Genomic DNA, 25,268 nt, shown 5'->3' on the forward strand with positions numbered 1-25,268 from the left:
ACTGATTACTGAGTAGTGATTACAGAGTATTAATCCTTCTTCGGATATTTCTTGAACCAGCCATCCAGGCGCAGTCGCATCACGCCAAAGAAAGCCTCACCGAAGATGCCACCACTCATCTTGCTCACACCTTCACGACGGTTAACAAAGATGACAGGCACCTCCTTGATCTTGAAACCTATTCGATGAGCCGTATATTTCATCTCTATCTGGAAAGCATAGCCCTTGAAGCGGATAGCATCCAAATCTATGGTTTCCAACACCTTACGTCGGTAGCAGACGAATCCAGCTGTGGTATCATTCACCTTAAATCCGGTTACGATACGTACGTATTTAGAAGCGAAATAGCTCATCAATACGCGCCCGATAGGCCAGTTGACCACGTTCACACCCGAAATATATCTTGAACCTACAGCCACATCATACCCCTCATCGTGAGTTGCCGCATAGAGACGAGGCAAATCATTAGGATCATGACTGAAGTCGGCATCCATCTCGAAGATGAAGTCATAGCCCTGCTTCAATGACCATTTGAAGCCCATGATATAGGCTGTACCCAAACCGAGCTTACCCGAACGCTCCAGGATATGCAGACGACCGGCAAACTCATTAGCCATCAAGCCCTTAACAATGGCAGCTGTACCGTCAGGACTTCCGTCATCGATAACGAGGATATCAAACTGCTTTTCGAGACCGAAGACAGCACGGATGATTTTCTCGATGTTTTCCTTCTCATTATATGTAGGAATGATTACTATGCTATCACTCATAACTTCTTATAATTTTAATGATTCTGATTCTATATAATGTAATACAGATGCAAAATTACAACTTATTTTTGAAATAACAAGCGAAAATCCGAAATTATTGGTCCGGATTCTCTACAAAACCCTGATATTTCTTGTCAAGTCCGTTCATGATCGCCTCATAGCTCTTATTCATCTGGTTCTTGATATTGTCAGCTCCCTTGCCAATCGGCTCGATAGGCTCATGAATGGTGAGCTTCAGAGGATGCCAGAAAGCCCAGTAGATGTCCTTCATGCGAGGCTTCACATCAAAACTGCCATTAATGGTAAGCGGACATACCGGCAACTGCAGTTCATCGGCAAGCATGAAAGCGCCGCGGCGGAACACGCCCATGTGCCCCGTAAACGAACGGGCACCCTCTGGGAATACCACCAGCGACATGCCCTCTTTGAGCACCTCGCGAGCACGGTCATAAGAAGCACGGATCTTCGAAGGTCCGCTCTTGTCTACAAAGATGTGGTGCGCATACTCACAGGCAATACCGATGAGAGGCACTTTGCGCAAGCCCTTCTTCATCATCCACTTGAAGTTTCTGCCCAGGAAGCCGTAAATCAGGAAGATATCGAAAGCGCCCTGATGATTGGCCACGAAAACATAACTCTGGTTCTTCTTGAGATGCTCACGTCCCTCTACTTTTACAGGCAGAAGGAGGATGCGGACCCAAAGCCAGGACCAATACTTACCAGGATAATAGCCCCAGAAATGCCCATTACCCAGCATGCATCCCAAAACAGTAGTTAAACTGGTTAAAACACTAGCTACCAACAGGATAGGCAAGCATATTACAAGTTGATACAGACGATATAAGTACTTCATTTTTTATTTAAGAATGAATAATTTAACACTCAACATTTAACATTCAACACTCCTTATTTTCTCTTCAGTGTGATGACCACGATTTCTGCCGTAGCCCCTATGCGGATTGGAACGGTACCGCCCAGCCCCGATGTGGTATAGAGCTGGCAACCCTCCTCTTCGAAGAGGCCGTAATCATAAGGAGTAAACATCAACGGACGCAAGCCCAGGATACTGATCTGCCCCGCATGCGTATGACCGCTCAGCGTAAGCTGCGGTGCTACGACCAGCGAATCCTTCCTGTCAGGTCCTATCACATCGCCATCCTCATCCTTCTCCTTATTAATAGTAGAAGGCCAGGTCTCGCGCCATTGCTTCGGAATATGCTGCAGCATCAGCACGAAAGAGCCCGGTCTGATGCCATACAGCGCCTTCCTTACGTTGGTGCGCTTTGGTTTGTCATAGTTCTCTGTACCAGCTACATAGATGCTGTCAGCGCCTCTATGCACCTCCACATGTTCATTCATCAGCAGGCGCCATCCGCAACTCCGCTGGAAGTCCTGCATCCGCTTCTCTAATGCAGCTATCTCCTGCTCATCATCTACATCCATATAATAGGTGTAATCGTGATTGCCCAGCACACTCATCACGCCGTCTCTGGCTTTCAGACTGCTGAGCAGCGCCTGATACTTAGGCAGTTCATCGGGTGTAACATTCTGTAAATCACCCGTAAAGCAAATCAGATCAGGTTTTTCGGCATTAATACTGTCGATATCGCGCTGAGGCAGATGACCACGCCAGCCATAGTATGACCCGAGATGGATGTCGCTGAACTGAACGATGCGATAGCCCTCGAAAGACTTCGGCAGATTGGGTACATAGATGGTGATACGCTTGACCTGCATCTTAGGAAATCCTTCGGTAAATCCGTAGATAAAGCAGATGAACGCCACCGCTCCCACTACCAGTCCGAGGAGCTTACCCCAGTTGCGATGTCCGTGAAGGAGCCGCATACAGCACCAACCGAAGACACTGAACAGGCTGAAGACAAACTGCGGAACCGCACATACTGCCATCATCACAAACCAGATGTCGATGAGCACCGGATTGCGTGGCAGGAAGTTGGGCTGCATCGTGATATACGCGCTGTAGGCGATAACCACGAAAGCCGGCAACCAGAAGAGCACCCGCTGCCAGAGACTCTTCAGCCGTAACTTGCCATACCTTTTATATATCCACAGATACGGCAACAGGGTGAATACCACTACGGGTATCAATATTCTTGCTATCATTTCTTGATCAAACTTGATTGAAGATACGTTTTCATTGCCTGCACGGGCACTCCTCTGCGCTGTGCATAGTCGCGAAGCTGGTCGTCTCCTATCCGTCCCAGTTCGAAATACCGCGACTTGGGATGTGCAAACATCAGCCCCGAAACACTGGCATGAGGCGTCATCATACCGCTTGTGGTGAGCCGGATGCCCACCTGACTCATATCGATGAGCTGGTCGATGATGAAGTTGGCACTGGTATCGGGCAGCGAAGGATATCCGATAGCCGGACGGATGCCCTGATAGCGCTCCAGATGCTGGTCTTCGATACTCAGCTGCTCGTCGGGAGCATAGCCCCAGATGCTGCGTCTCACCTCTTCGTGCAACTTCTCTGCCGTGGCTTCAGCCAACCGGTCGCAGAGTGTCTGTGCCATCATATTGAGGTAGTCGTCCGAGCGATATTTCTTCTCCAGACCGCCATCTACCGTCGTGCAGAAGATACCCAGCCGGTCTGTTATTCCGCAGCCCAGAGGGCGGATGAAATCAGCCAGACAGAGATTGGGTTCTCCCTGAGCCGCCGGATGCTGCTGACGGAGCATCGGGAAGCGTACTTTCTGCCCTTCCAGCCAGATATCATCCCCCTCGCTGTTCGCCTCGAAGAGTCCGAAGACGGCATAGGTATGATATTCGCCTTCCCATGAATGGAGCATATCGAGCGCCTCAGCCTTCATTTTTTCCTTTTCCTCTCGAGGTTTGCCGCTCAATCCCCAGGCATGATAGAAATATAGCCAGTTGATATATGGCTCAATTTCGCTTATATTGTATACTATTCTTCGCATCCGATACGATATTTTATTTTACAATCCCCGTAAGATTTCTCTTTTTTCAGGAATTGTTTCTGAACTCCAGTTCCTCTCCTCTGCTGGCGGCATCAAACACGCCTTTGTCGTAGATCAGACGACCGTTACAGAAAGTCTGTTCCACTTTCCATGCAAACTCGTCACCCTCTACAGGGCTCCATTTACACTTGCTCTGAATCACCTCTTCGGTCACCTTCCAAGGCTCTCCCTTGCGCACCACAACGACATCTGCCTTATAACCCGGACGCAGGAAACCGCGCTGACTGATATGGAACAGACGGGCTGGATTATGGCACATCAGTTCAACCAGGCGCTCGATACTGATTACCTTTTCGTCAACAAGTTTCAGCATGCTTACCAATGAGAACTGTACCATTGGCATACCTGATGCAGCCTTGGCACAACCGCCCTGTTTATCCTTCAACTGATGAGGAGCGTGATCGGTTCCTACTACAGTTATCTTGTCATTACTCAGTGCCTTACGCAAAGCTTCGCGGTCAGCAGCGGTCTTTACTGCAGGGTTGCATTTGATGCGTGCGCCCTTCACAGCGTAATCTTTATCCGAGAACATGAGATGAGCCACAACAGCCTCTCCTGTAATATTTTCATCCTTACCGAAGAACTCCAGTTCCTTAGCCGTAGTAACGTGAGCGATATGGAGATGCGCCCCGCTTTCCTTAGCCAGCTGCACTGCCAGACGGCTGCTTTCATAGCAAGCCTCCTCGCTGCGTATTTCCGGATGATGTTCTACGGCAGGGTCCTCACCCCATTTCTGCTTAGCCAGCTGCATGTTGCGGTTGATGATTTCGGTATCCTCACAGTGGGTCATCACCGGCAAATCCAGCTCTTTCGCCTTCTTGAAGATAGCCTGCAGTGCCTCATATTTATCCACCAGCATATTACCCGTACTGGAGCCCATAAAGAGCTTGATGCCCGGTACACGATGCGTATCGAGCTGTTCAAAATCATTTACATTATCATTGGTAGCACCAAAGAAGAAACTGTAGTTCACATGACTCTTCTCAGCGCCCAGCTGCCGCTTTGCCAGCCAAGCCTCCAGAGTGGTAGTCTGAGGCACCGTATTAGGCATCTCAAAATAACTGGTCACACCACCAAAGGCAGCTGCACGGCTTTCGCTCTCGATGTCAGCCTTCTGCGTAAGTCCCGGCTCACGAAAGTGAACATGATCATCAATCACACCCGGCAAAACAAAACACCCCGAGGCATCGATGACTTCATCGTAATTGCCACGGGGTGCCTCGCCTTCATATATCTCCTTGATAAATTCACCATCCAACAAGAGGTCACCCACAAAAGAGCGACCCTCATTTATAATGGTTCCATTCTTGATTAATTTCATATTACTAAACTTATAAAATGAAGAGTTTTACAAGATGTTAATGCCCAAGACCTTGAAAGAGCCCTGTTTCTACTCCTGACCTTCCTGTTTTTCAGGAATCGTAGGCGCAGCCAGTTCGTTGGCTGTAGGTGCCGGAGCCGCATCAGGATTTACCTGTGGAGCCGCCTCCATCTCTGGCTGCATGCCGCTCTGAGCATCTCGTGTACCGTTCATAATCTCCTGATTTTCTTGAGCTTTCTTATAATAGTCCTTTACATAAGGATCATTCTTGAAATAGTCGGTAGCCTTGCTCATGATATCCTCAATCCAAGGAGAGAGCATCGGATACTGGTTGCCCATCGTAACGAGGAAGAAGACGCCCGGTCCCAGCACATTGTTGAAGTTGTCGGTAACAAACGAAGTGATGAGCTTGTCTTCCTGCTCAGAGAGGCGGATGGATTCCTCGTTCAGATGCTTGTTGACAGCCACCATATCGCTACCGTTCATGATAGCCTGGTCGTGCTTGTGTACCAGTTCGCGCAACTGATTCTGAATCTGCTGGTATTTCTTGAAGAATCCGAAGAGTTTATCGTTCATAGGAGTACCGCTTACCACCTGCTGTGTATCATCGAGCTTCACCGTAATGCTTCCACTCTCCAGCACCAACGGCAGCACAGGGTCATCATCCATGAAGATATTCGCCATCTTCATAGAGTCGACAGAACCCTGAAAATGGAACTGTCCGTGCACTACATCGCAAGAATCCACGTTCTTGAAATCGTTGTTTTCCAGTATCTTAAGGTACAGCATGCGTCCGTCCAGAGTACTTACGTTAGAAGTACCCGAGATATCGTAACTGTTGGCACAAGATGCAAGTGCCATCAAGGCAATGAATGCGTAAAATATTCTATTCATAAGCTATCTATATCACTTTCGGTGAACAAAAGTACAATCTTAATTTGAACTGACGAAATAAATTGCAGCAATTTAATTCATTCTTACAAGATTTATGTTTTGTTTGCACTCCTATTGGCCACCGAAAGCTTTTTTCTCGTCCTTTCTATATTACTGATTGTTTTCCTTCTTCAGTTCATGAGAGATGCGATGCGTGGTATACAGTTCCAGCAGGGCTGCGATGAGAAGGAAGACTACCCACTTATTATAGAAATAGGTGATATAGGTCTCATAATTCTCAAACCAGCGGCGCAGGAAAGCATACACCGTATCTACCATCGAGATGCCTGAGAGCACGAAGAAGATGTCTGCCACATACTGCATGCGCTTCAGGCGGTGGATAACCAGCGAAGGTCCCTCATAGAACTGCATCGCCTGCATCACGCTGAAGAGTATGGTGCCCAGCAGGAACCCCCAGCTCGTTACCTGCACCAGCTGCGGATGTGAAAAACCAAATGCGAAGCAAGCCGCACCGACAACCATCAGCACGCCGCCCAGCAAGAAAATAGCACTTTCCAGTTTACTCAATTGTTTCATTTTCGTCTTGTTCGTTAGTTTTTTCCGGAATATCCGAACTCAATACAAAGATGTCTTCATCATCAGCCTTCATGAAATAACGCTGGCGGGCTATCTTCTCAAATGCCCGCACACCATGCTGCATATCACGCAGGGTATGCTTGTCGCTTTCATACTGCTCACGATATTTTTCTATCTCCGAACGGAGCGTAGCTATCTCTATCTGGTACTTAATGTGCTGTCTTACACTGTTGTCGTCAACCACACCAACTACCAGAACACCCGCTACAATCACTATAAGATACTTATAATGAGCGAGATAATTCCATATAATACCAAGTTTTTTACTCATTTCTTCCGAATTTGTTTGCAAAGATAATATTTTTTTGTTATCTTTGCATCATCAATTAAGAAAAAATAATGGAAGAGTATATAGTTTCTGCAAGAAAGTACCGTCCGATGACCTTCGATTCGGTTGTCGGACAGAGTGCATTGACCACCACTTTGAAGAATGCAGTGAAGAGCGGCAAGCTGGCGCACGCCTATCTTTTCTGCGGTCCGAGAGGTGTGGGCAAAACCACTTGTGCCCGCATTTTTGCGAAGGCAATCAACTGCGAGCACCCTCGCGAAGACGGCGAAGCATGCAACGAATGTGAGAGCTGCCGTGCCTTCAATGAGCAGCGTTCCTACAACATCTTCGAGCTGGATGCTGCCAGCAACAACGGTGTTGACCAGATTAAAGTTCTGATGGAGCAGACCCGCATCCCGCCCCAGGTGGGCAAGTATAAGGTGTTTATCATCGACGAGGTCCACATGCTCTCTACAGCCGCCTTCAACGCTTTTCTCAAGACACTGGAGGAGCCGCCTCAGCATGTCATCTTTATCCTCGCCACTACCGAGAAGCACAAGATTCTGCCTACCATCCTGAGCCGATGCCAGATTTACGACTTCGAGCGAATGACGGTAGCCAATACCATCAACCACCTGAAGATGGTGGCTGAGAAGGAAGGCATACAATATGAAGAGCAGGCGCTCGCCGTGATAGCCGAAAAGGCTGACGGAGGTATGCGCGATGCCCTCTCTATCTTCGACCAGGCTGCCAGCTTCTGCATGGGCAACATCACTTACCAGAAGGTAATCGAGGACCTGAACGTGCTCGACAGCGACAACTATTTCCGTCTGGTAGATCTGGCTTTGGAGAATAAGGTGCCCGAGATGATGGTAACGCTCGACGGCATTCTGAGCCGCGGTTTCGATGGCGGCAACATGATACAGGGGCTTGCCCAGCATGTGCGCAATGTGATGATGGCGAAGGACCCTCAGACCATGCCTCTGCTCGAAACCAGCGACGACCAGAAAGCCAAGTTCCAGGCTCAGGCCCAGAAGGCTCCTACACCTTTCTTATATAAGGCGCTGGAACTGATGAACCAGTGCGATATCCATTACCGCGCCAGCAGTAACAAGCGATTACTGGTAGAGCTCACCCTGATACAGATAGGCCAGATTACGCAGCCCGAGGATCAGGATGTGCCTAGTGCGGGGCGTACGCCCAATAGATTAAAATCCCTGTTTCAGAAACTCCTGGCTCAGTCTAAGCTTGCCTCTCAGGGTGCAGGTTCTGAGCCTTCCGGCAGCAGCGAAAACCGGTCTTCACAGCCGGGAACGTCTGCTGCTACAGCTACTGCTGTGCCTTCGTCAGGGGCACCGACAGCCGCTTCTGCAGCCTCTAATGCTGCATCTTATTCTGCATCTGCCACCGCAGCCGCATCTGCCTCTCCAGAAGGCTCAGCCGCTGCCGGAGCTGCTACTGATGCTGCATCGCCTCACAAGCCACGACTCAAGAATATCAAGCTGGGCGGCATAGGCATGACTTTCTCTAACCTGAAGAAGAGGGAGGAGAACCAGCGCCGCCTGCACAGTCCGTATGATGATACCAATGAGGAAAAAGCGACCATCACGGGCGACCAGAACGAGTTCACCCAGGAGCAGGTGGAAGCAACATGGTTCAGTATGTGCATGAGAATGCAGAACAAGCTGGATTTCATAGGCTTAGCCAACCGTATGAAGAGTATTGTACCGAAGATAACCAACTATCCGCAGATAGAGGTTATCATCAACAACCAGCTCTTATTAGACGACGTTTTGAACATCAAGAACCGCATTCTCAAGACTTTCGTCTTAGGTCTTCACAACAGCGAACTGAGCATCACCTACCGCCTTGCCGACCAGGAAGAGGTGGGCAAGGTTCTGACCAAGAATGAAGTTCTGGAACTTCTTATGGAGAAGAACCCTGCGATGAAAAAACTCACAAAGGACCTGGATCTGGTCATGACATAGAATGATGCCCAAGAGGTTATTCAGTATTCAGTATTCAGTTTTTTTCGCGATAGCTACCTTTTATATGGTTACAAATTGTAAGTAATTATTTTATATTATATATATATATTATATATATAATATACTATCTATACAGAGAGTGGTAACAACAGCGAAAAAAACTGAATACTGAATACTGAATACGTTCTACGTAATCGGTTATTACTTTGTAATATACTGGTTTATAGCGCAAAACATAGTTTTCTACACCGCAAAACATAGAGATGCGTTCCATGAAACATAGAGTTATTTCTCTTTACTAAGTTTCAAATCGTAAGCTGCTGAAAATCGTTCCTTATCACATGCCTAAATTTGGTAGATACCAGAAATCTTCGTATCTTTGCACCGGCAATCGAAAGAACAGTCTTTTGTGCCTCGCTCGAGTCTTCTATTAAGACCAACACGGGTTATAAATGATGGCAGACGCCGGTCATCAATGAAGACCCCGAAAACGGCAGAAACGGGGCGTTCTGGGGAATTTGAACCAGCTAGGTTAGAGTCATACCGACACACAACAAAAAAGCCCCCGATGCAGAAAAGCACCGGGAGCCTTCGTAAGCAAATTATTATTATCTTAAAAAGATCAACTGAATATGCAGCACATCACAGTACACACCATGACGCACCGACAGAAAGGCCTAGATGAGGTTCATGCCCGCTTCCTCAGCCTCCTTGCGCATCTCCTCAGGCCAGATGCTAGCCTGAATCTCACCAATGTGAGCCTTATGAAGCAATACCATGCACAGACGGCTCTGACCGATACCGCCACCAATGCTCAGAGGCAACTTGTCGTTCAGGAGCTGCTGATGGAAGTAAAGCTTCTCTCTATCCTCCTTGCCCTCCAGCTTAAGCTGACGCAGCAGACTCTCCTTGTCAACACGGATACCCATAGAACTGAGCTCGAAACTGCGACCCAGAACAGGATACCAGATGAGAATATCACCATTCAGTCCCATCTTGCCGTTCTCAGCCACGGTGCTCCAGTCATCATAGTCAGGAGCTCGGCCATCATGCTTCTTGCCATCGCTCAACTTGCCGCCAATGCCCTCTACAAATACAGCGCCATACTTCTTGCAGATAGCATCCTCACGCTCCTTAGGAGAAAGGTCTGGATACATATCGAGCAAATCCTGCGCATGAATGAAATGAATCTCCTTAGGCAGGAAAGGCTTCAGCTGAGGATAATGCTCGCAAGCCAGAAACTCGGTACGCAAGATGGCACCATAGATGCGGCGCACGATATTTTCGAGGAAGGCGATGGTACGGTCTTCCTTGGTAATCACAGCCTCCCAGTCCCATTGGTCAACATAGAGCGAATGAAGATTATCCAGCTCCTCGTCAGCACGGATGGCGTTCATATCAGTATATACGCCATAAGCAGGCTCAATCTCATACTCGGCAAGCGTCAGTCGCTTCCATTTGGCAAGAGAATGAACCACCTCAGCCTGAGCATCACCCAAATCCTTGATAGGGAAAGTTACAGGGCGCTCCACTCCATTCAGGTCATCATTGATACCCAAACCCTTCAATACGAAGAGAGGGGCGGTAACACGACACAGACGGAGCTCGGTGCTCAGGTTTTGCTGGAAGAATTCTTTTATCATTTTAATACCCATTTCGGTCTGGCGCATATCCAGCAGCGCCTTGTACCCTTCAGGTTTTATCAAATTGCTCATTTTTATTTCATATTTAGTATTTGCGCTGCAAAGGTACAAAATAATAATTAATCTGCAAGCATTTTTCCGTATTTTTTCGCAAAATGATAGCATTTTTAAGTTTTTTAGTAGCATTTTGTAGAACAATTCACAAATACACATTATATATATGAAAAAATCTGCCCCAAATATTTGGTTATTTCAAATAAAAGCAGTAATTTTGCAGTCGACTTCCCGATTCGATGTCATTCAGGCGGAGAAACGGGCGGCAGAAAAGAGGGTCTCGTAGCTTAGCTGAATAGAGCGTCAGATTCCGGTTCTGAAGGTCGTGGGTTTGAATCCCACCGAGATCACCCGAAACAACAGAAATGATTAATAATTGAAAACATGGATTTAGTAGAACGATTTATAAACTATACGAAATTCGACACACAGTCGAGCGAAGAATCGACCAGCGTGCCTAGTACGGCAAAACAGCTCGAATTTGCCAAGTACCTGAAGAAGGAACTTGAGGACGAAGGACTGAGCGATGTCGAAATGGATGACATGGGCTATATCTATGCCACCCTGAAGAGCAATACCAAGAAAAAGACTCCTACCATCGGATTTATTTCACACATGGATACATCGCCTGATGCCAGCGGAAAGGATGTAAAGGCGCGCGTCATCAAAAACTATGACGGCAACGACATCGAGCTGAGCCCGGGCATCATCTCAAGCGTTGAGACTTTCCCAGAGCTGAAGGCTCACAAGGGAGAGGATATCATCGTGACAGACGGTACTACCCTGCTGGGTGCTGACGACAAGGCGGGCATCGCTGAAATCGTACAGGCTATGTGCTATCTGCGCGACCACGACGAAATCAAGCACGGAGATATCCGCGTAGGTTTCAATCCTGACGAGGAAATCGGTATGGGTGCACATCATTTCGATGTAGAGAAGTTTGGCTGCGACTGGGCTTACACCGTAGATGGCGGCGACCTGGGCGACCTGGAATACGAGAACTTCAATGCTGCCGGAGCCAAGATCGTCATCAAGGGCGTGAGCGTTCATACAGGCTATGCCAAGGGCAAGATGGTGAATGCAAGCCGACTGGCTGTGGAATTCCAGAACATGATTCCTGAGAACGAGACTCCTGAGCAGACTGAAGGCTACCAGGGTTTCTACCACCTCATCGGCATCGAGAGCCGCTGCGAGGAGGCAAAACTCAGCTACATCATCCGAGATCACGACCGCAACAGGTTTGAAAACCGCAAGGATTTCATCGAGGACTGCGTGAACAAGATGAACGAGAAGTATGGCGACGGAACCGTAAAGGCGGTTATCTACGACCAGTACTATAACATGAAGGAGAAGATTGATCCTAACATGCATGTCATCGACATCGTGCTCAGAGCGATGCAGGAGAGCGGCGTTCCACCTCGCGTAGAACCTATCCGCGGCGGTACCGACGGAGCCCAGCTGAGCTTCAAGGGTCTGCCTTGTCCTAACATCTTCGCCGGCGGTGTCAACTTCCACGGCCCTCACGAGTTTGTGAGCATCCAGGTAATGGAGAAGGTAGTGAAGACCATCGTGAAGATAGCGGAAATCACAGAAGAATTTAATGACTAATACAGATATGGGGAATTTAGACACATCTAAATTCCCCTTTTTCATAAACAGAAAAATATGGCTGAAATTCCATTCTTAGTAAAAGACCTCGCCCTCATCCTGATGGTAGCAGGCATCGTAACCCTCATCTTCAAAAGGCTCAAGCAGCCGCTGGTGCTGGGATACATCATGGCGGGATTCCTGGTTTCGCCACACATGTCCTACACCATGTCGGTAGTCGACGAGACGGATATCCAGACCTGGGCCGACATCGGTGTCATCTTCACCCTCTTCTCGCTCGGTCTTGACTTCTCGTTCAAGAAAATCGTGAAGATGGGTGCCTCTCCCATCATCGCCACCGTGGTCATCGTGTTCTGCATGATGATGCTGGGCATCAGCGTAGGCCACAGTTTCGGCTGGGGAAGGATGGACTGCATCTTCCTGGGCGGTATGCTCGCCATGAGTTCCACCACTATTATATACAAGGCATTCGATGATATGCGGCTGCGCACCCAGAAGTTTGCCTCGATGGTGATGAGCGTACTGATACTGGAAGATATCCTGGCTATCGTGATGATGGTGATGCTGTCGGCGATAGCGAGCGGAAGCAGTCCCGACGGCGGGCAGATGCTTGCCTCCATCGTGAAGATAGGCTTCTTCCTGGGCGTGTGGTTTATCGTGGGCATCTTCGCCATTCCGTGGTTCCTTCGTTCGGTGAGGAAACTTATCAATGCCGAAACCCTGCTCATCGTTTCGCTGGGTCTGTGCTGCGGCATGGCGGTACTGAGCACCAAGGTGGGGTTCAGCAGCGCCTTCGGAGCCTTCGTCATGGGCAGCATATTGGCAGAAACCATTGAGGCAGAGAAGATTATCAAACTCGTAGAACCGGTAAAGAATCTCTTCGGAGCCATCTTCTTCGTATCGGTAGGTATGCTGGTAGACCCGAAGATTCTGGTAGAATATGCCGTTCCTATCCTCGCCCTGGTCGGTACGATACTGATAGGTCAGGCGATATTCGGCACCTTCGGATTCATGCTCGGAGGCGAGTCGCTGAAGTCGGCGATGCGCTGCGGTTTCTCGATGGCCCAGATCGGTGAGTTTTCTTTCATCATCGCCTCGCTGGGTCTGTCGCTCGGCGTCATCAGCAAGTTCCTCTATCCGGTAGTGGTAGCAGTGAGCGTCATCACCACCTTCCTCACACCTTATATGATCCGTCTTGCCACACCTACCTATCAGGTGATGGAGAAACATCTGCCCGACAAACTCATCCATATTCTGAACCATTTCGCGATGAGTCATCCCCAGACGCAGCAGCAGAGCAAGTGGAAATCGCTGATCCGACAGATGCTGGTCAACACCACCGCCTACTCCATCCTCTCGGCAGCCGTCATCGCCCTGATGTTCACCTTCGTGCTGCCGCTGATGCGCAATCTGCTGCCCGGCTGGCATCTCCACTGGTACGCCAACGCCATCACCGGTCTGCTCACCGTCCTGTTCATCTCACCGTTCCTGCGCGCCATCGTGATGAAGAAGAACCACAGTGCCGAGTGGAAACGCCTCTGGGTGGAGAGCAGCATCAACCGCGTGCCGCTGCTCTTTACGGTGTTCGTGCGCTTTATGATAGCACTGGCTTTCATCTTCTACATCATCAATTTCCTCTCGCGCTTTACCAATGCGCTGATTGTCTGCATCGGTGCAGCAGTAGTGATGCTGATGATAACCTCCCGCCACATCAAGAAGCGTAGCATCGTGATGGAGCGCGTCTTCGTTCACAACCTCCGCTCGCGCGATATTGCGGCTCAGGTGAATGGCGAAAAGCGGCCGCTCTACGAGGGCAGACTGCTAGACCGGGATATCCACATCAGCGAATTTGAAGTGCCAGAGGACAGCAGTTGGACGGGCAAATCGCTGCGAGAGCTGCATCTGCGCCAGCGGTTCGGTGTAGACCTGAGCAGCATTCACCGCGGCTCTCACCGGCTGAACATCCCGAACGGCGACATGATCATCTTCCCGGGCGACAAACTGCAGGTAATCGGCAACGACGACCAGCTGCAGAAATTCAACACCGCCCTGCAGAGCGACCTGCTGCCTGAGGAGGCTGAAATAGAAAAGCGCGAGATGAAGCTCAGCCAGCTCATCATCAGCGGCGGCAGCGAATTCCTGGGAAAGACGCTGATAGAAAGCGGAATAAGGGATAAATACAACTGTATGGTGGTAGGACTGGAAGAGGGCCGGGAAAATCTGACGCACGTATCCCCTACACGAGTCTTCAAGAAGGGAGACATCATCTGGATAGTGGGAGAAGAAGCAGATTTGAAGAGAATCAAAAATTAAATGAAACACCACTACTTCACGGTGATATGGAAGCAACCCTGGTTCACCTCATATTTAATATAGCAGCGGTTCTTGTTGCGGAAATCGCGGAGCACCTCGGAGAACACCCATTTCAGGGTATCATTCTGCACCTGGCGGCGAGGCTGCTCACGGGTCTGAATCTGCTTGTAGCGGTTGTAGCAGATATCGAAGGTAGTACCATAGAGATGACACGAATTCTCGGTAGCATTGCCGTTTCGGGTACGCAGTTTAGCCACATCATCCTTGGTGCGCAGAATGCTCGTCACGATAATCTTATGCAGCGGAATGCCCTTGATCTGCAGCGAATCAAAATAGGCACGGCCGATATCCTGGAGCAGCACAGAGGCGCGAGGCACCAGGTAAGGAATACTGTTGTTCAGCTTGTCAACATAAAAGAAAGGATTGCTGCCCACATACACCAGCTTGCCCTTGCTGTTCTCCGCCTCCAGACGGTTCTGTACCGGTTTCACGCCGTGCTTAGTAGCCGCTAAAATCTGCACATCCTGCTGGTCGGGGAAAGTATTGCCGAAATGAGGCACCGAGAAGATACGATGCTTCACCTCCTTGCCATCCTTGTCGAAGAAGATAGAAGGCTTGCCGCTCTGTGCCGTATCAGGCATAACAGAGAGTTCATCCTTCTTCTGGTCCTCAGCCACATTTCCATCAGCACCAGCGGGAGCATCAGAAATCTCAGCAGAAGAAGCATCAGAAGCAGCCGAATCCTTCGCAGCCACGAGCGTAGAATCAGCCGCACCAGCAGCCGCAACCTTCGGTTTTGCTACCCCCGGGAAGATGACTCTTACCAGCGCCAGAAGCAAAACCACAATACCAAAACCCTGTAAATATCTATTCTTACTAATCTTCATAATTATCTAATTTTCACGAAATAACTTTCTATAGTCTTCAGGCAAAACGGGAACCGTATCGCCAAATTTAGCTGCAAAGGTAACAAAATCTCTCGAAAAAATAGCTTTTTTAATATTTAAAGAATGTTTTATTCGCCGAAATTTGCTCATTTCATGGAAAAGTAGTAATTTTGCAGCGTTATATAACAAAATATTAGATAGGATAGTTTAAACTTTATAGAATTAAGACATTTTGATAGAGAAACATATTGTACTCGAAGATATCGATCCAGTGATGTTCTACGGTGTGAACAATGCCCACCTGCAGATGATTAAATCGCTGTATCCTAAGTTGCGTATCGTAGCACGCGACAACGTGATTCGTGTGCTCGGCGACGAAGAGGAAATGGCAAAGGTGGAAGAGGATATTGAGCAGATGCGCAAGCACTTGCTTAAATACAACATGCTCAATGATGAAGACATCCTGGACATCGTGAAAGGAAAACAGACCAAGGCGGACAGCGTGAAAGGCGTGCTGGTATACAGCATCAGTGGCCGACCTATCAAGAGCCGCAGCGAAAACCAGCAGCAGCTGATAGATGCTTACGAGAAGAACGACATGATATTTGCCGTGGGACCAGCCGGTACCGGCAAGACCTATCTCAGCATCGCCCTTGCCGTAAAGGCCCTCAAGGAGAAAGCCATCAAGAAAATCATCCTCTCACGACCAGCCGTAGAAGCCGGCGAAAAACTCGGTTTCCTGCCTGGCGATATGAAAGACAAAATTGACCCATACCTCCAGCCGCTCTACGATGCGCTGGAAGACATGATACCTGCCGTAAAGCTGCAGGATATGATGGAAAAGCACATTATCCAGATTGCTCCGCTCGCCTTTATGCGCGGACGCACACTCAGCGATGCCGTCGTCATCCTCGACGAGGCACAGAACACTACCTCCCAACAGATTCGCATGTTCCTAACCCGTATGGGCATGAACACCAAGATGATCATCACCGGCGACCTGACACAGATAGACCTGCCACGCGAACAGCGAAGCGGACTGAAGGAGGCGCTCAAGATTCTGGACGGCGTGGAAGGCATCGGAGTGGTGAAGCTGGGACAGAAGGACATCGTGCGCCACAAACTCGTAACCCGCATCGTCAACGCATACGATAAGTATGACAAGGAGAGAGCGGAAGCACGGGAAGCTCAGAAAGCAGAAAAAGATAATTCAAAATAATCAGAATGAAGAATGAACTGAATGATTCTTTAAAAATAGATTTCATCAAGAATGCAGATCATAAATAAAGCATATCATAAAGTTCAAAGTTCAAAATTCAAAGTTCAAAGTAAAATGAAAGCATTAACAAAGACAGATTTCCATTTTGATGGACAGAAGAGTGTTTACCACGGTAAAGTACGTGATGTGTATGACATTAACGACGACCTCCTCGTGATGGTCGCTACCGACAGAATCTCAGCGTTCGACGTTGTTCTGCCTAAGGGTATCCCATTCAAGGGACAGGTGCTCAATCAGATTGCAGCTAAGTTCCTGGACACAACTACAGACATCTGTCCAAACTGGAAGTTGGCTACTCCAGACCCAATGGTTACCGTAGGTTTGAAGTGCGAAGGTTTCCGCGTGGAGATGATCATCCGTTCTATCCTCACCGGTAGTGCATGGCGCGAGTATCAGAAGGGCTGCCGCGAAATCTGCGGTGTGAAGTTGCCAGACGGTATGCGCGAGAACCAGCGTTTCCCAGAACCTATCATCACCCCTACTACAAAGGCTGACGAGGGTCACGACATGAATATCTCTAAGGAAGAGATTATCGCCCAGGGTATTGTTAGTGCAGAGGATTACGCTGTGATGGAGGACTACACACGCCGTATCTTCGCCCGCGGTCAGGAAATCGCAGCCAAGCAGGGATTGATTCTCGTAGATACCAAGTACGAGTTCGGCAAGCGCGACGGCAAGGTTTATCTCATCGACGAGATCCACACTCCAGACTCTAGCCGCTACTTCTATGCTGATGGTTACGAGGAGAAGTTTGAGAAGGGTGAGCCACAGCGCCAGCTCTCTAAGGAGTTCGTTCGTCAGTGGCTTATCGAGCACAACTTCATGAACGAGCCAGGCCAGACTATGCCAGAGATTACCGACGAGTATGCAGAGAGCGTATCAGACCGCTACATCGAACTCTACGAGCACATCACCGGCGAGAAGTTTGACAAGGCTGCTGAGGAAGGCGACATCGCTGCCCGCATCGAGAAGAACGTAAGCGAGTGGCTTGCTGCACACAAGTAGTTTTTAGTTAATAGTTAATAGTTTACAGTTAATAGAGGCTACGCCGTTGAGCAACAAAGCGGTTCATGCTATAAACTATAAACTATAAATTATATACTATATATAATGTATAAGCAAGAACAGATAAAGCCCTACGAGGGCACAGGAGACAAGGGCAAGCTGGTAGAGGAGATGTTCGACAACATCGCCCCTACCTACGATACCCTGAACCACCGTCTCTCGTGGGATATCGATAAGGGATGGCGCAAGAAGGCAATCAGGCGTCTTGCGCCCTTCTCTCCTAAAAAGATGCTCGACATCGCTACCGGTACCGGCGATTTCGCCATCCTAGCCGCACAGATGCTACATCCCGACCAGCTGATCGGAGCAGACATCTCGGAAGGCATGATGGAGATAGGCAGACAGAAGGTAAAGCAGCTGGGACTGGAAAACACCATCTCCTTTGCCAAGGAAGACTGCCTTAACCTCTCGTTCCAGGACGAGAGCTTCGACGCTGTAACCGCAGCTTTCGGTATCAGGAACTTCCAGAACCTGGATCAGGGACTGAAGGAAATGTGCCGGGTACTGAAAAAGGGCGGACATCTCTGCATCGTAGAGCTCACCACACCGGTCAGTTTCCCGATGAAGCAGCTGTTCAGCATCTACACCAACACTGTCTTGCCGATGTATGGCAAACTCATCAGCAAAGACCAGAGCGCCTACAGTTATCTCAACAAGACCATCGAGGCATTCCCTCAGGGCGAGGTCATGATGGAGGTGTTCAAAAAGGCAGGATTCGCAAAGGCAGAGTTCAAGCGACTCACCTTCGGCATCTGCACACTCTATTTCGCAACCAAATAAAACAAAAATATTATGGACAAGTATGGACTCATAGGTTACCCTCTGGGGCATTCGTTCTCAAAGAACTATTTCAACGAAAAGTTTGAGAACGAGGGCATCGATGCCCAATACATCAACTTCGAGATACCTTCTATCGAAAATCTTACCGAGATTCTCGACTCAAATCCTGAGCTTAAGGGTCTCAACGTCACCATTCCTTACAAGGAGAAAGTGATCAGCTATCTCGACGTGGTAAGCCCTGAGGCGAATGCTATCGGAGCCGTCAACGTGATCAAGGTAGAGCACAGAGGCGAAGATGTTTATCTGAAAGGATATAACAGCGACGTAATCGGTTTTACCAAGAGCATCGAACCTTATATCGAGCCTTATCACAAGAAGGCTCTCATCCTGGGTACAGGCGGAGCTTCAAAGGCTATCAACTTCGGTCTGAAATCGCTCGGACTGGAAACAGCCTTCGTGAGTCGATACGAGCGTCCGGGTACTATCCAGTACGAAAAAATCACTCCTGAGGTTATCAAGGAGTATAACGTCATCGTAAACTGTACCCCAGTGGGCATGTACCCACACGTAGACGAGTGTCCTGCGCTGCCTTACGAGGCAATGGACAGCCACACTCTGCTCTACGACCTCATCTACAATCCCGACGAAACCCTCTTCATGAAGAAGGGCAAAGAACATGGAGCCACAGTAAAGAATGGCTTGGAGATGCTCTTGTTGCAAGCCTTTGCATCATGGGATTTCTGGCACCAGGAAAAATAAGCATATCATAAAGTTCAAAGATCAAAGTTCAAAGTAAGAATATGAGTAACAATAGATATATGATGCGCGGTGTTAGCGCAGCAAAGGAAGATGTTCACAACGCTATCAAGAACATCGACAAGGGTATCTTCCCACAGGCTTTCTGCAAGATCATACCTGATATCTTGGGCGGCGACCCAGAGTATTGTAACATTATGCATGCCGACGGTGCAGGTACCAAGTCGAGCTTGGCCTACATGTACTGGAAAGAGACTGGCGACCTCTCTGTATGGAAAGGTATCGCTCAGGATGCTATCGTGATGAATACCGACGACCTGCTCTGCGTGGGCGCCGTAGATAACATCCTCGTAAGCTCTACCATCGGCCGCAACAAGATGCTCATCCCAGGCGAGGTTATCTCTGCTATCATCAACGGTACTGACGACCTGCTCCACGAGATGCGCGAGATGGGTATCGGCATCTATCCTACAGGCGGTGAGACTGCCGATGTAGGCGACCTGGTTCGTACCATCATCGTTGACTCTACCGTTACCTGCCGCATGAAGCGCAGCGATGTCATCAACAACGCCAACATCCGTCCAGGCGATGTTATCGTAGGTCTTTCTTCTACAGGTCAGGCTACTTACGAGAAGAAGTACAACGGCGGTATGGGCAGCAACGGACTTACTTCTGCCCGCCACGATGTATTCGCCAAGTATCTCGCAGAGAACTATCCTGAAAGCTACGACCACGCCGTGCCAGACGAGTTGGTTTACAGCGGTAAGTATAAGTTGACTGATGAGATAGAGGGTTCTCCTATCAACGCCGGAGAACTGGTACTCTCTCCTACCCGTACCTACGCTCCTGTCATCAAGAAGATTCTCGATGAGCTCCGCCCAGAGATTCACGGTATGGTTCACTGCACCGGTGGTGCCCAGACCAAGGTTCTGCACTTCGTAGGCGAGAACTGTAAGGTAGTGAAGGACAACATGTTCCCTGTGCCTCCACTCTTCAAGGCTATCCACGACTGCTCAGAGACCGACTGGAAGGAGATGTATCAGGTATTCAACATGGGTCACCGTATGGAGATTTACGTTCGTCCTGAGGTTGCCGAGAAGGTTATCGCCATCAGCAAGAGCTTCAACATCGATGCCCAGATTGTGGGCCACATCGAAGAAGGCAAGCGCAGCCTGACCATCAAGAGCGAATTCGGAACATTCGAATACTAAAAACAATGTTAGTGTCAACTCAACATTCAACACTCAACATTCAACATTAAAATCAATGGATAATAACAACATATTACAGAAGCTAGAAGGCTTAGAGAGCCGATACGAGGAAGTAAGCACCCTCATTACCGACCCTGATGTCATCGCCGACCAGACACGCTACGTGAAGCTCACCAAGGAATGGAAAGACCTGGGTGATATCATGGACGCACGCAAGCGATACATCAACTGCCTGAACAGCATCAAAGAGGCAAAGGATATCCTTGCCAACGAGAGCGATCCGGAAATGAAGGAGATGGCTCGCGAAGAACTCAACGAGAACGAGGCGCTGCAGCCTAAACTCGAAGAAGAAATCAAGATTGCGCTGGTACCTAAGGACCCAGAAGACGCCAAAAACGTACAGATGGAAATCCGAGGCGGTGCCGGAGGCGACGAGGCTGCCCTCTTTGCAGGCGACCTATTTAATATGTATAAGAAATACTGCGAATCTAAGGGATGGACCGTCAGCGTGACTTCTGTTTCTGAAGGCGCAGTAGGTGGATACAAGGAAATAGACTTCGCCGTCAGCGGTACTGACGTTTACGGCACATTGAAGTATGAATCAGGTGTTCACCGTGTTCAGCGTGTGCCTGCTACTGAAACACAGGGCCGTATGCACACCTCTGCTGCTACCGTGGCTGTATTGCCAGAAGCAGACAAGTTTGAGGTGAACATCAACGAAGGTGATATCAAGTGGGATACCTTCCGAAGCTCAGGTGCCGGTGGTCAGAACGTGAACAAGGTGGAGTCTGGTGTACGTCTCCGCTATCCTTGGAAGAACCCTAACACAGGCGAGGTAGAGGAAATCCTCATCGAGTGTACCGAGACCCGTGACCAGCCAAAGAACAAGGAGCGTGCCTTGAGCCGCCTCTATACATTCATCCACGACCGTGAGCACCAGAAGTATGTTGACGATATTGCCAGCCGCCGCAAGAGCCTCGTATCTACCGGCGACCGCAGTGCGAAAATCCGTACCTACAACTTCCCACAGGGCCGTGTTACCGACCACCGTATCGGTTACACCACTCACGATCTCAACGGTTTCCTGGCAGGTGATATTCAGGACATGATTGATGCCCTGACCGTAGCCGAGAACGCTGAGAAACTGAAAGAAACAGAATTGTAAAACCCCGATTCATCGTTCCGTACTTCGGGGCGATGAATCATCATATCAATCCATTATGAACAGAAAAGAACTCGTAGAGCAGATTTTCGCCAAGAAGAGTTTCTTGTGCGTAGGTCTTGACACAGATATCAACAAGTTGCCTAAGTGCATCACCGAGAGTGAAGACATCCAGGGCGCAGAAGCCGAAATGATATTCAGATTCAACAAGGCTATCATCGACGCAACAGCCCCTTACTGTGTGGCTTACAAGCCAAACCTGGCTTTCTATGAGAGCCGCGGCATCGATGGCATGATTGCCTTCGAGAACACCATCAAGTATCTCCACAGCCACTATCCTAACCACTTCATCATCGCAGATGCCAAGCGCGGCGATATCGGCAACACCAGCAAGATGTATGCCCAGACATTCTTCGAGGAATACAATATCGACTCTGTAACCGTAGCACCTTATATGGGTGAGGATTCAGTCAAGCCATTCCTCGAGTATGACGGCAAGTGGGTTATCCTTCTGGCACTGACCAGCAACAAGGGTAGTCACGACTTCCAGCTCACCGAGGATAAGGAGGGTGAGCGCCTCTTCGAGAAGGTTCTCAAGAAGAGCCAGGAATGGGGCAACGATGAGAACATGATGTACGTAGTAGGCGCTACACAGGGCAAGATGTTCGAAGACATCCGCAAGGTGGCTCCTAACCACTTCCTCCTCGTACCGGGCGTAGGTGCACAGGGCGGCAGCCTGCAGGAGGTTTGCAAGTATGGCATCATCAAGGATTGCGGCTTGCTCGTAAACTCTTCCCGCGGCATCATCTATGCCAGCAACGGCGATGACTTTGCTGAGGTAGCAGGTCAGAAAGCTAAGGAGTTGCAGGCTGAAATGGCAGCAGAACTTGCTAAGTTATAAAAACTCAATTTAGGCGCAAAGTATCTTAAAAAAGAGGCTTTGCGCCTAAAAAATACCCTTTTATGGGGCGAAAAAGCAAAATATTACAAAATAAAGTCGAGAATCTAAATCTTTTTTGCTATTTTTGCAAACAAAATTGCGGTTACCTAAAGGTAATGATGCCTTGGGAACCTAAATAAACAAACTAGAAGACAGATAAATTATGGAATTTACCGCTCAACAAATAGCCCAGTTCGTTCAGGGCCGTGTGGAAGGTGATGAGAACGCAACAGTCAACACCTTCGCAAAAATCGAAGAAGGTAAGGAAGGCGCCATCTCGTTCCTTTCTAACCCTAAATACACTCATTATGTTTACGAAACCAAGTCAAGTATCGTACTCATTGATGAGAACGTAGAATTGGAACACCCTGTCAGCACAACCCTCATCCGTGTGAAGAATGCATACGAGTGTGTGGCTAAGCTCCTGCAGATGTACGAATCTATGAAGCCTAAGAAGACCGGCATCGATCCGCTGGCTTTCGTTTCTCCAAAGGCTAAGGTGGCTGAAGGCGTATATGTAGGTGCATTCGCATATATCAGCGATGGTGCAGAGGTAGGCGAAGGTAGCCAGATTTATCCTCATGCCTACATCGGAGAGGGTGTGAAGATTGGCAAGAATGCACTCATCTATCCGAACGTTACCGTATATCACGGTTGTAAGTTAGGCAACAACGTTACGCTTCATGCAGGTTGTGTGATCGGTGCCGACGGATTCGGATTTGCTCCTGGTCCTGAAGGATACGACAAGATTCCTCAGATTGGTATCGTTACCATCGAAGACGATGTAGAGATTGGTGCCAACACTTGTGTTGACCGTTCTACAATGGGTTCTACCTACGTACGCAAGGGCGTGAAACTCGACAACCTCGTACAGATTGCCCACAATACCGACATCGGTGCCAACACCGTGATGTCTTCTCAGGTAGGTGTAGCAGGCAGTACGAAGGTAGGCGAATGGTGTATGTTTGGCGGACAGGTGGGTATTGCCGGCCACATCACTATCGGCGACAAGGTGTTCCTCGGTGCCCAGAGCGGTGTTCCTGGCAGCCTCAAGAGCGGCCAGCAGCTCATCGGAACTCCTCCTATGGAGCAGCGCGCTTACTTCAAGTCACAGGCAATCTTCCGTCGCCTGCCTGATATGTACAAGGAACTCAACGACCTGAAGAAGCAGATTGAAGAATTAAAGAAAAAGTAATTTTTTTCAATGTTAAATGTAAAGTGTTAAATGTTAAATGAGCGAATGCCCCAACAAGTTAACACTTAACATTTAACACCTAACATTAAAATAAATCGTTATGTCAAAACAGAAGACACTGAAAGGTAGCTTCTCTCTTTGCGGAAAGGGTTTGCATACAGGCTTGAGCCTCACCGTAACATTCAATCCAGCACCAGAGAACACCGGTTATAAAATACAGCGCATCGACCTTGAAGGCGAGCCTGTCATCCAGGCTGTAGCTGAAAACGTTGTTGAAACACAGCGCGGTACCGTACTCGGTAAGGGCGACATCCGCGTTTCTACCATCGAACATGGTATGTCAGCACTCTATGCCCTCGGCATCGACAACTGTCTCATCCAGGTAAATGGTCCTGAGTTCCCTATCCTCGACGGTTCTGCTGCTCCTTATGTAGAGAAGATTCAGAGCGTAGGCATCCAGGAACAGAATGCAGAGAAAGATTACTACATCATCCGTCATAAGATTGAGGTGAAAGATAATAACGGGTCTGTTATCACCATTCTTCCAGACGAGGACTTCAGCATCACAGCCATGTGTTCTTTCGAGAGCAAATTCATCAACAGCCAGTTTGCTACCCTCGAAAAGATGGAGACATACGCAGAGGAGATTGCTTCTGCCCGTACCTTCGTTTTCGTACGCGATATCATGCCTCTGCTCCAGGCTAACCTCATCAAGGGTGGTGACCTGGACAATGCCATCGTTATCTACGAGCGCCAGGTAGAACAGGCTCAGCTCGACCAGCTCGCCGACCATCTCAAGGTGCCTCACATGGATGCCAACAAGTTGGGTTATATACAGCACCGCCCATTGCAGTGGGAGAACGAGTGTACACGTCATAAACTGCTCGATATCATCGGCGATATGGCACTCATCGGCAAGCCTATCAAGGGTCGCATCATCGCTACCCGTCCTGGCCATACCGTAAACAACAAGTTCGCCCGCCTCATGCGCAAGGAGATTCGCAAGCACGAGATTCAGGCTCCTATCTACGATCCTAACGAGGAGCCAATCATGGATAATATCCGCATCCGCCAGCTCCTGCCTCACCGCTACCCTATGCAGCTGGTCGACAAGGTCATCGCTATGGGTCCTAGCAGCATCGTGGGCGTAAAGAATGTAACCAGCAACGAGCCTTTCTTCACCGGTCACTTCCCAGAGGAGCCGGTTATGCCAGGTGTTCTCCAGGTAGAGGCTATGGCACAGTGTGGCGGTCTGCTCGTCCTCAACCAGTTGGAGGAGCCTGAGCGCTGGAGTACTTACTTCATGAAGCTCGATGATGTGAAGTTCCGCAAGAAGGTGGTTCCGGGCGATACCCTCCTCTTCCGTGTAGAACTCCTCGCACCTGTACGTCATGGCATCAGCTCTATGAAAGGCTATATGTTCGTAGGCGACCAGGTGGTGGCTGAGGCTACTTTCACAGCACAGATTGTTAAGAACAAGTAAAAATCAGTTAATA

At 49.0% G+C, this 25,268-nt stretch carries 22 protein-coding genes and 1 tRNA gene; 13 read left to right on the top strand and 10 right to left on the bottom strand.

Translation table 11 applies throughout. The annotated features are described in order from the left end of the window. Positions 1 to 29: 29 nt before the first annotated feature. The 8 genes from FO447_RS07745 to FO447_RS07780 form a co-directional block, all read right to left on the bottom strand. Positions 30 to 770: a polyprenol monophosphomannose synthase gene (locus FO447_RS07745; protein ID WP_006847253.1), complete on the bottom strand. Its 741-nt coding sequence runs from the start codon at positions 768 to 770 to the stop codon at positions 30 to 32. Between the two features lie 94 nt (positions 771 to 864). Continuing rightward, positions 865 to 1,623, bottom strand: a complete 759-nt coding sequence (locus FO447_RS07750; protein ID WP_118085475.1) for a lysophospholipid acyltransferase family protein — start codon at positions 1,621 to 1,623, stop codon at positions 865 to 867. Between the two features lie 53 nt (positions 1,624 to 1,676). Further along, a complete protein-coding gene (locus FO447_RS07755) occupies positions 1,677 to 2,894 on the bottom strand; it encodes a metallophosphoesterase (protein ID WP_200758354.1) in 1,218 nt (405 codons plus the stop codon). Then, on the bottom strand, positions 2,891 to 3,712 hold the full coding sequence (locus FO447_RS07760; RefSeq protein WP_118415627.1) for a vitamin B12 dependent-methionine synthase activation domain-containing protein: 822 nt from the start codon (positions 3,710 to 3,712) through the stop codon (positions 2,891 to 2,893). Before FO447_RS07760 ends, FO447_RS07755 begins: the two co-directional genes overlap by 4 nt. Positions 3,713 to 3,758: 46 nt before the next feature. Then, positions 3,759 to 5,093 carry a dihydroorotase gene (locus tag FO447_RS07765; protein WP_118064646.1) on the bottom strand — a complete coding sequence of 445 codons (1,335 nt, stop codon included), beginning with the start codon at positions 5,091 to 5,093 and terminating at the stop codon, positions 3,759 to 3,761. Between the two features lie 69 nt (positions 5,094 to 5,162). Beyond that, positions 5,163 to 5,987 carry a DUF4369 domain-containing protein gene (locus FO447_RS07770; protein WP_022120844.1) on the bottom strand — a complete coding sequence of 275 codons (825 nt, stop codon included), beginning with the start codon at positions 5,985 to 5,987 and terminating at the stop codon, positions 5,163 to 5,165. A 150-nt stretch (positions 5,988 to 6,137) separates the two neighbouring features. Then, positions 6,138 to 6,563 (bottom strand): hypothetical protein, encoded by a 426-nt coding sequence (locus FO447_RS07775; RefSeq protein ID WP_006847247.1) that lies wholly within the window; start codon positions 6,561 to 6,563, stop codon positions 6,138 to 6,140. Next, on the bottom strand, positions 6,547 to 6,894 hold the full coding sequence (locus tag FO447_RS07780) for an FtsB family cell division protein (RefSeq protein ID WP_118415625.1): 348 nt from the start codon (positions 6,892 to 6,894) through the stop codon (positions 6,547 to 6,549). Before FO447_RS07780 ends, FO447_RS07775 begins: the two co-directional genes overlap by 17 nt. A gap of 68 nt (positions 6,895 to 6,962) precedes the next feature. Between FO447_RS07780 and FO447_RS07785 the strand changes: the two genes are divergently transcribed. Continuing rightward, complete coding sequence (locus FO447_RS07785) at positions 6,963 to 8,879, top strand: DNA polymerase III subunit gamma/tau (RefSeq protein WP_200758355.1); 1,917 nt, start codon at positions 6,963 to 6,965, stop codon at positions 8,877 to 8,879. Between the two features lie 677 nt (positions 8,880 to 9,556). Here the strand turns inward: FO447_RS07785 and asnA are convergent. Next, positions 9,557 to 10,594 carry an aspartate--ammonia ligase gene (gene asnA / locus FO447_RS07790; protein WP_118140184.1) on the bottom strand — a complete coding sequence of 346 codons (1,038 nt, stop codon included), beginning with the start codon at positions 10,592 to 10,594 and terminating at the stop codon, positions 9,557 to 9,559. 258 nt (positions 10,595 to 10,852) lie between these two features. On the opposite strand from asnA, the gene FO447_RS07795 reads away from it, so the two are divergent. The 3 genes from FO447_RS07795 (at position 10,853) to FO447_RS07805 (ending at position 14,497) form a co-directional block, all read left to right on the top strand. Continuing rightward, positions 10,853 to 10,926, top strand: a tRNA-Arg gene (locus FO447_RS07795). Positions 10,927 to 10,960: 34 nt separating this feature from the next. Then, complete coding sequence (gene pepT / locus FO447_RS07800) at positions 10,961 to 12,184, top strand: peptidase T (RefSeq protein WP_118078678.1); 1,224 nt, start codon at positions 10,961 to 10,963, stop codon at positions 12,182 to 12,184. 57 nt (positions 12,185 to 12,241) lie between these two features. Then, positions 12,242 to 14,497 (top strand): cation:proton antiporter, encoded by a 2,256-nt coding sequence (locus FO447_RS07805; RefSeq protein ID WP_200758356.1) that lies wholly within the window; start codon positions 12,242 to 12,244, stop codon positions 14,495 to 14,497. Positions 14,498 to 14,508: 11 nt separating this feature from the next. Here FO447_RS07805 and FO447_RS07810 read toward each other — a convergent pair whose 3' ends face one another. Beyond that, entirely contained in the window at positions 14,509 to 15,384 is an 876-nt protein-coding gene (locus FO447_RS07810; RefSeq protein WP_200758357.1) for a DUF5715 family protein, read from the bottom strand. A gap of 232 nt (positions 15,385 to 15,616) precedes the next feature. On the opposite strand from FO447_RS07810, the gene FO447_RS07815 reads away from it, so the two are divergent. The 9 genes from FO447_RS07815 (at position 15,617) to FO447_RS07855 (ending at position 25,255) form a co-directional block, all read left to right on the top strand. Continuing rightward, positions 15,617 to 16,603, top strand: a complete 987-nt coding sequence (locus tag FO447_RS07815) for a PhoH family protein (protein ID WP_118078681.1) — start codon at positions 15,617 to 15,619, stop codon at positions 16,601 to 16,603. A 114-nt stretch (positions 16,604 to 16,717) separates the two neighbouring features. Further along, positions 16,718 to 17,668, top strand: a complete 951-nt coding sequence (locus tag FO447_RS07820) for a phosphoribosylaminoimidazolesuccinocarboxamide synthase (protein ID WP_006847238.1) — start codon at positions 16,718 to 16,720, stop codon at positions 17,666 to 17,668. Positions 17,669 to 17,773: 105 nt separating this feature from the next. Beyond that, positions 17,774 to 18,508, top strand: coding sequence for a bifunctional demethylmenaquinone methyltransferase/2-methoxy-6-polyprenyl-1,4-benzoquinol methylase UbiE (ubiE, locus tag FO447_RS07825; RefSeq protein WP_200758359.1), 735 nt, complete (start codon positions 17,774 to 17,776; stop codon positions 18,506 to 18,508). A 12-nt stretch (positions 18,509 to 18,520) separates the two neighbouring features. Further along, the gene (locus FO447_RS07830; protein WP_006847236.1) at positions 18,521 to 19,267 is read left to right on the top strand and encodes a shikimate dehydrogenase family protein; all 747 of its coding nucleotides are present in this window, start codon (positions 18,521 to 18,523) and stop codon (positions 19,265 to 19,267) included. Positions 19,268 to 19,326: 59 nt separating this feature from the next. Beyond that, positions 19,327 to 20,475, top strand: a complete 1,149-nt coding sequence (locus FO447_RS07835; protein ID WP_200758498.1) for an AIR synthase-related protein — start codon at positions 19,327 to 19,329, stop codon at positions 20,473 to 20,475. A gap of 55 nt (positions 20,476 to 20,530) precedes the next feature. Beyond that, positions 20,531 to 21,640, top strand: coding sequence for a peptide chain release factor 1 (gene prfA / locus FO447_RS07840; RefSeq protein ID WP_118151070.1), 1,110 nt, complete (start codon positions 20,531 to 20,533; stop codon positions 21,638 to 21,640). A gap of 55 nt (positions 21,641 to 21,695) precedes the next feature. Beyond that, complete coding sequence (pyrF, locus tag FO447_RS07845) at positions 21,696 to 22,538, top strand: orotidine-5'-phosphate decarboxylase (protein WP_006847232.1); 843 nt, start codon at positions 21,696 to 21,698, stop codon at positions 22,536 to 22,538. Between the two features lie 202 nt (positions 22,539 to 22,740). Further along, on the top strand, positions 22,741 to 23,772 hold the full coding sequence (gene lpxD, locus FO447_RS07850) for a UDP-3-O-(3-hydroxymyristoyl)glucosamine N-acyltransferase (RefSeq protein WP_117587652.1): 1,032 nt from the start codon (positions 22,741 to 22,743) through the stop codon (positions 23,770 to 23,772). Between the two features lie 100 nt (positions 23,773 to 23,872). Next, a complete protein-coding gene (locus tag FO447_RS07855; RefSeq protein ID WP_238406082.1) occupies positions 23,873 to 25,255 on the top strand; it encodes a bifunctional UDP-3-O-[3-hydroxymyristoyl] N-acetylglucosamine deacetylase/3-hydroxyacyl-ACP dehydratase in 1,383 nt (460 codons plus the stop codon). The last annotated feature ends 13 nt before the right edge of the window (positions 25,256 to 25,268 follow it).

This window comes from Segatella copri (genome assembly GCF_015074785.1).
Lineage (GTDB): Bacteria > Bacteroidota > Bacteroidia > Bacteroidales > Bacteroidaceae > Prevotella.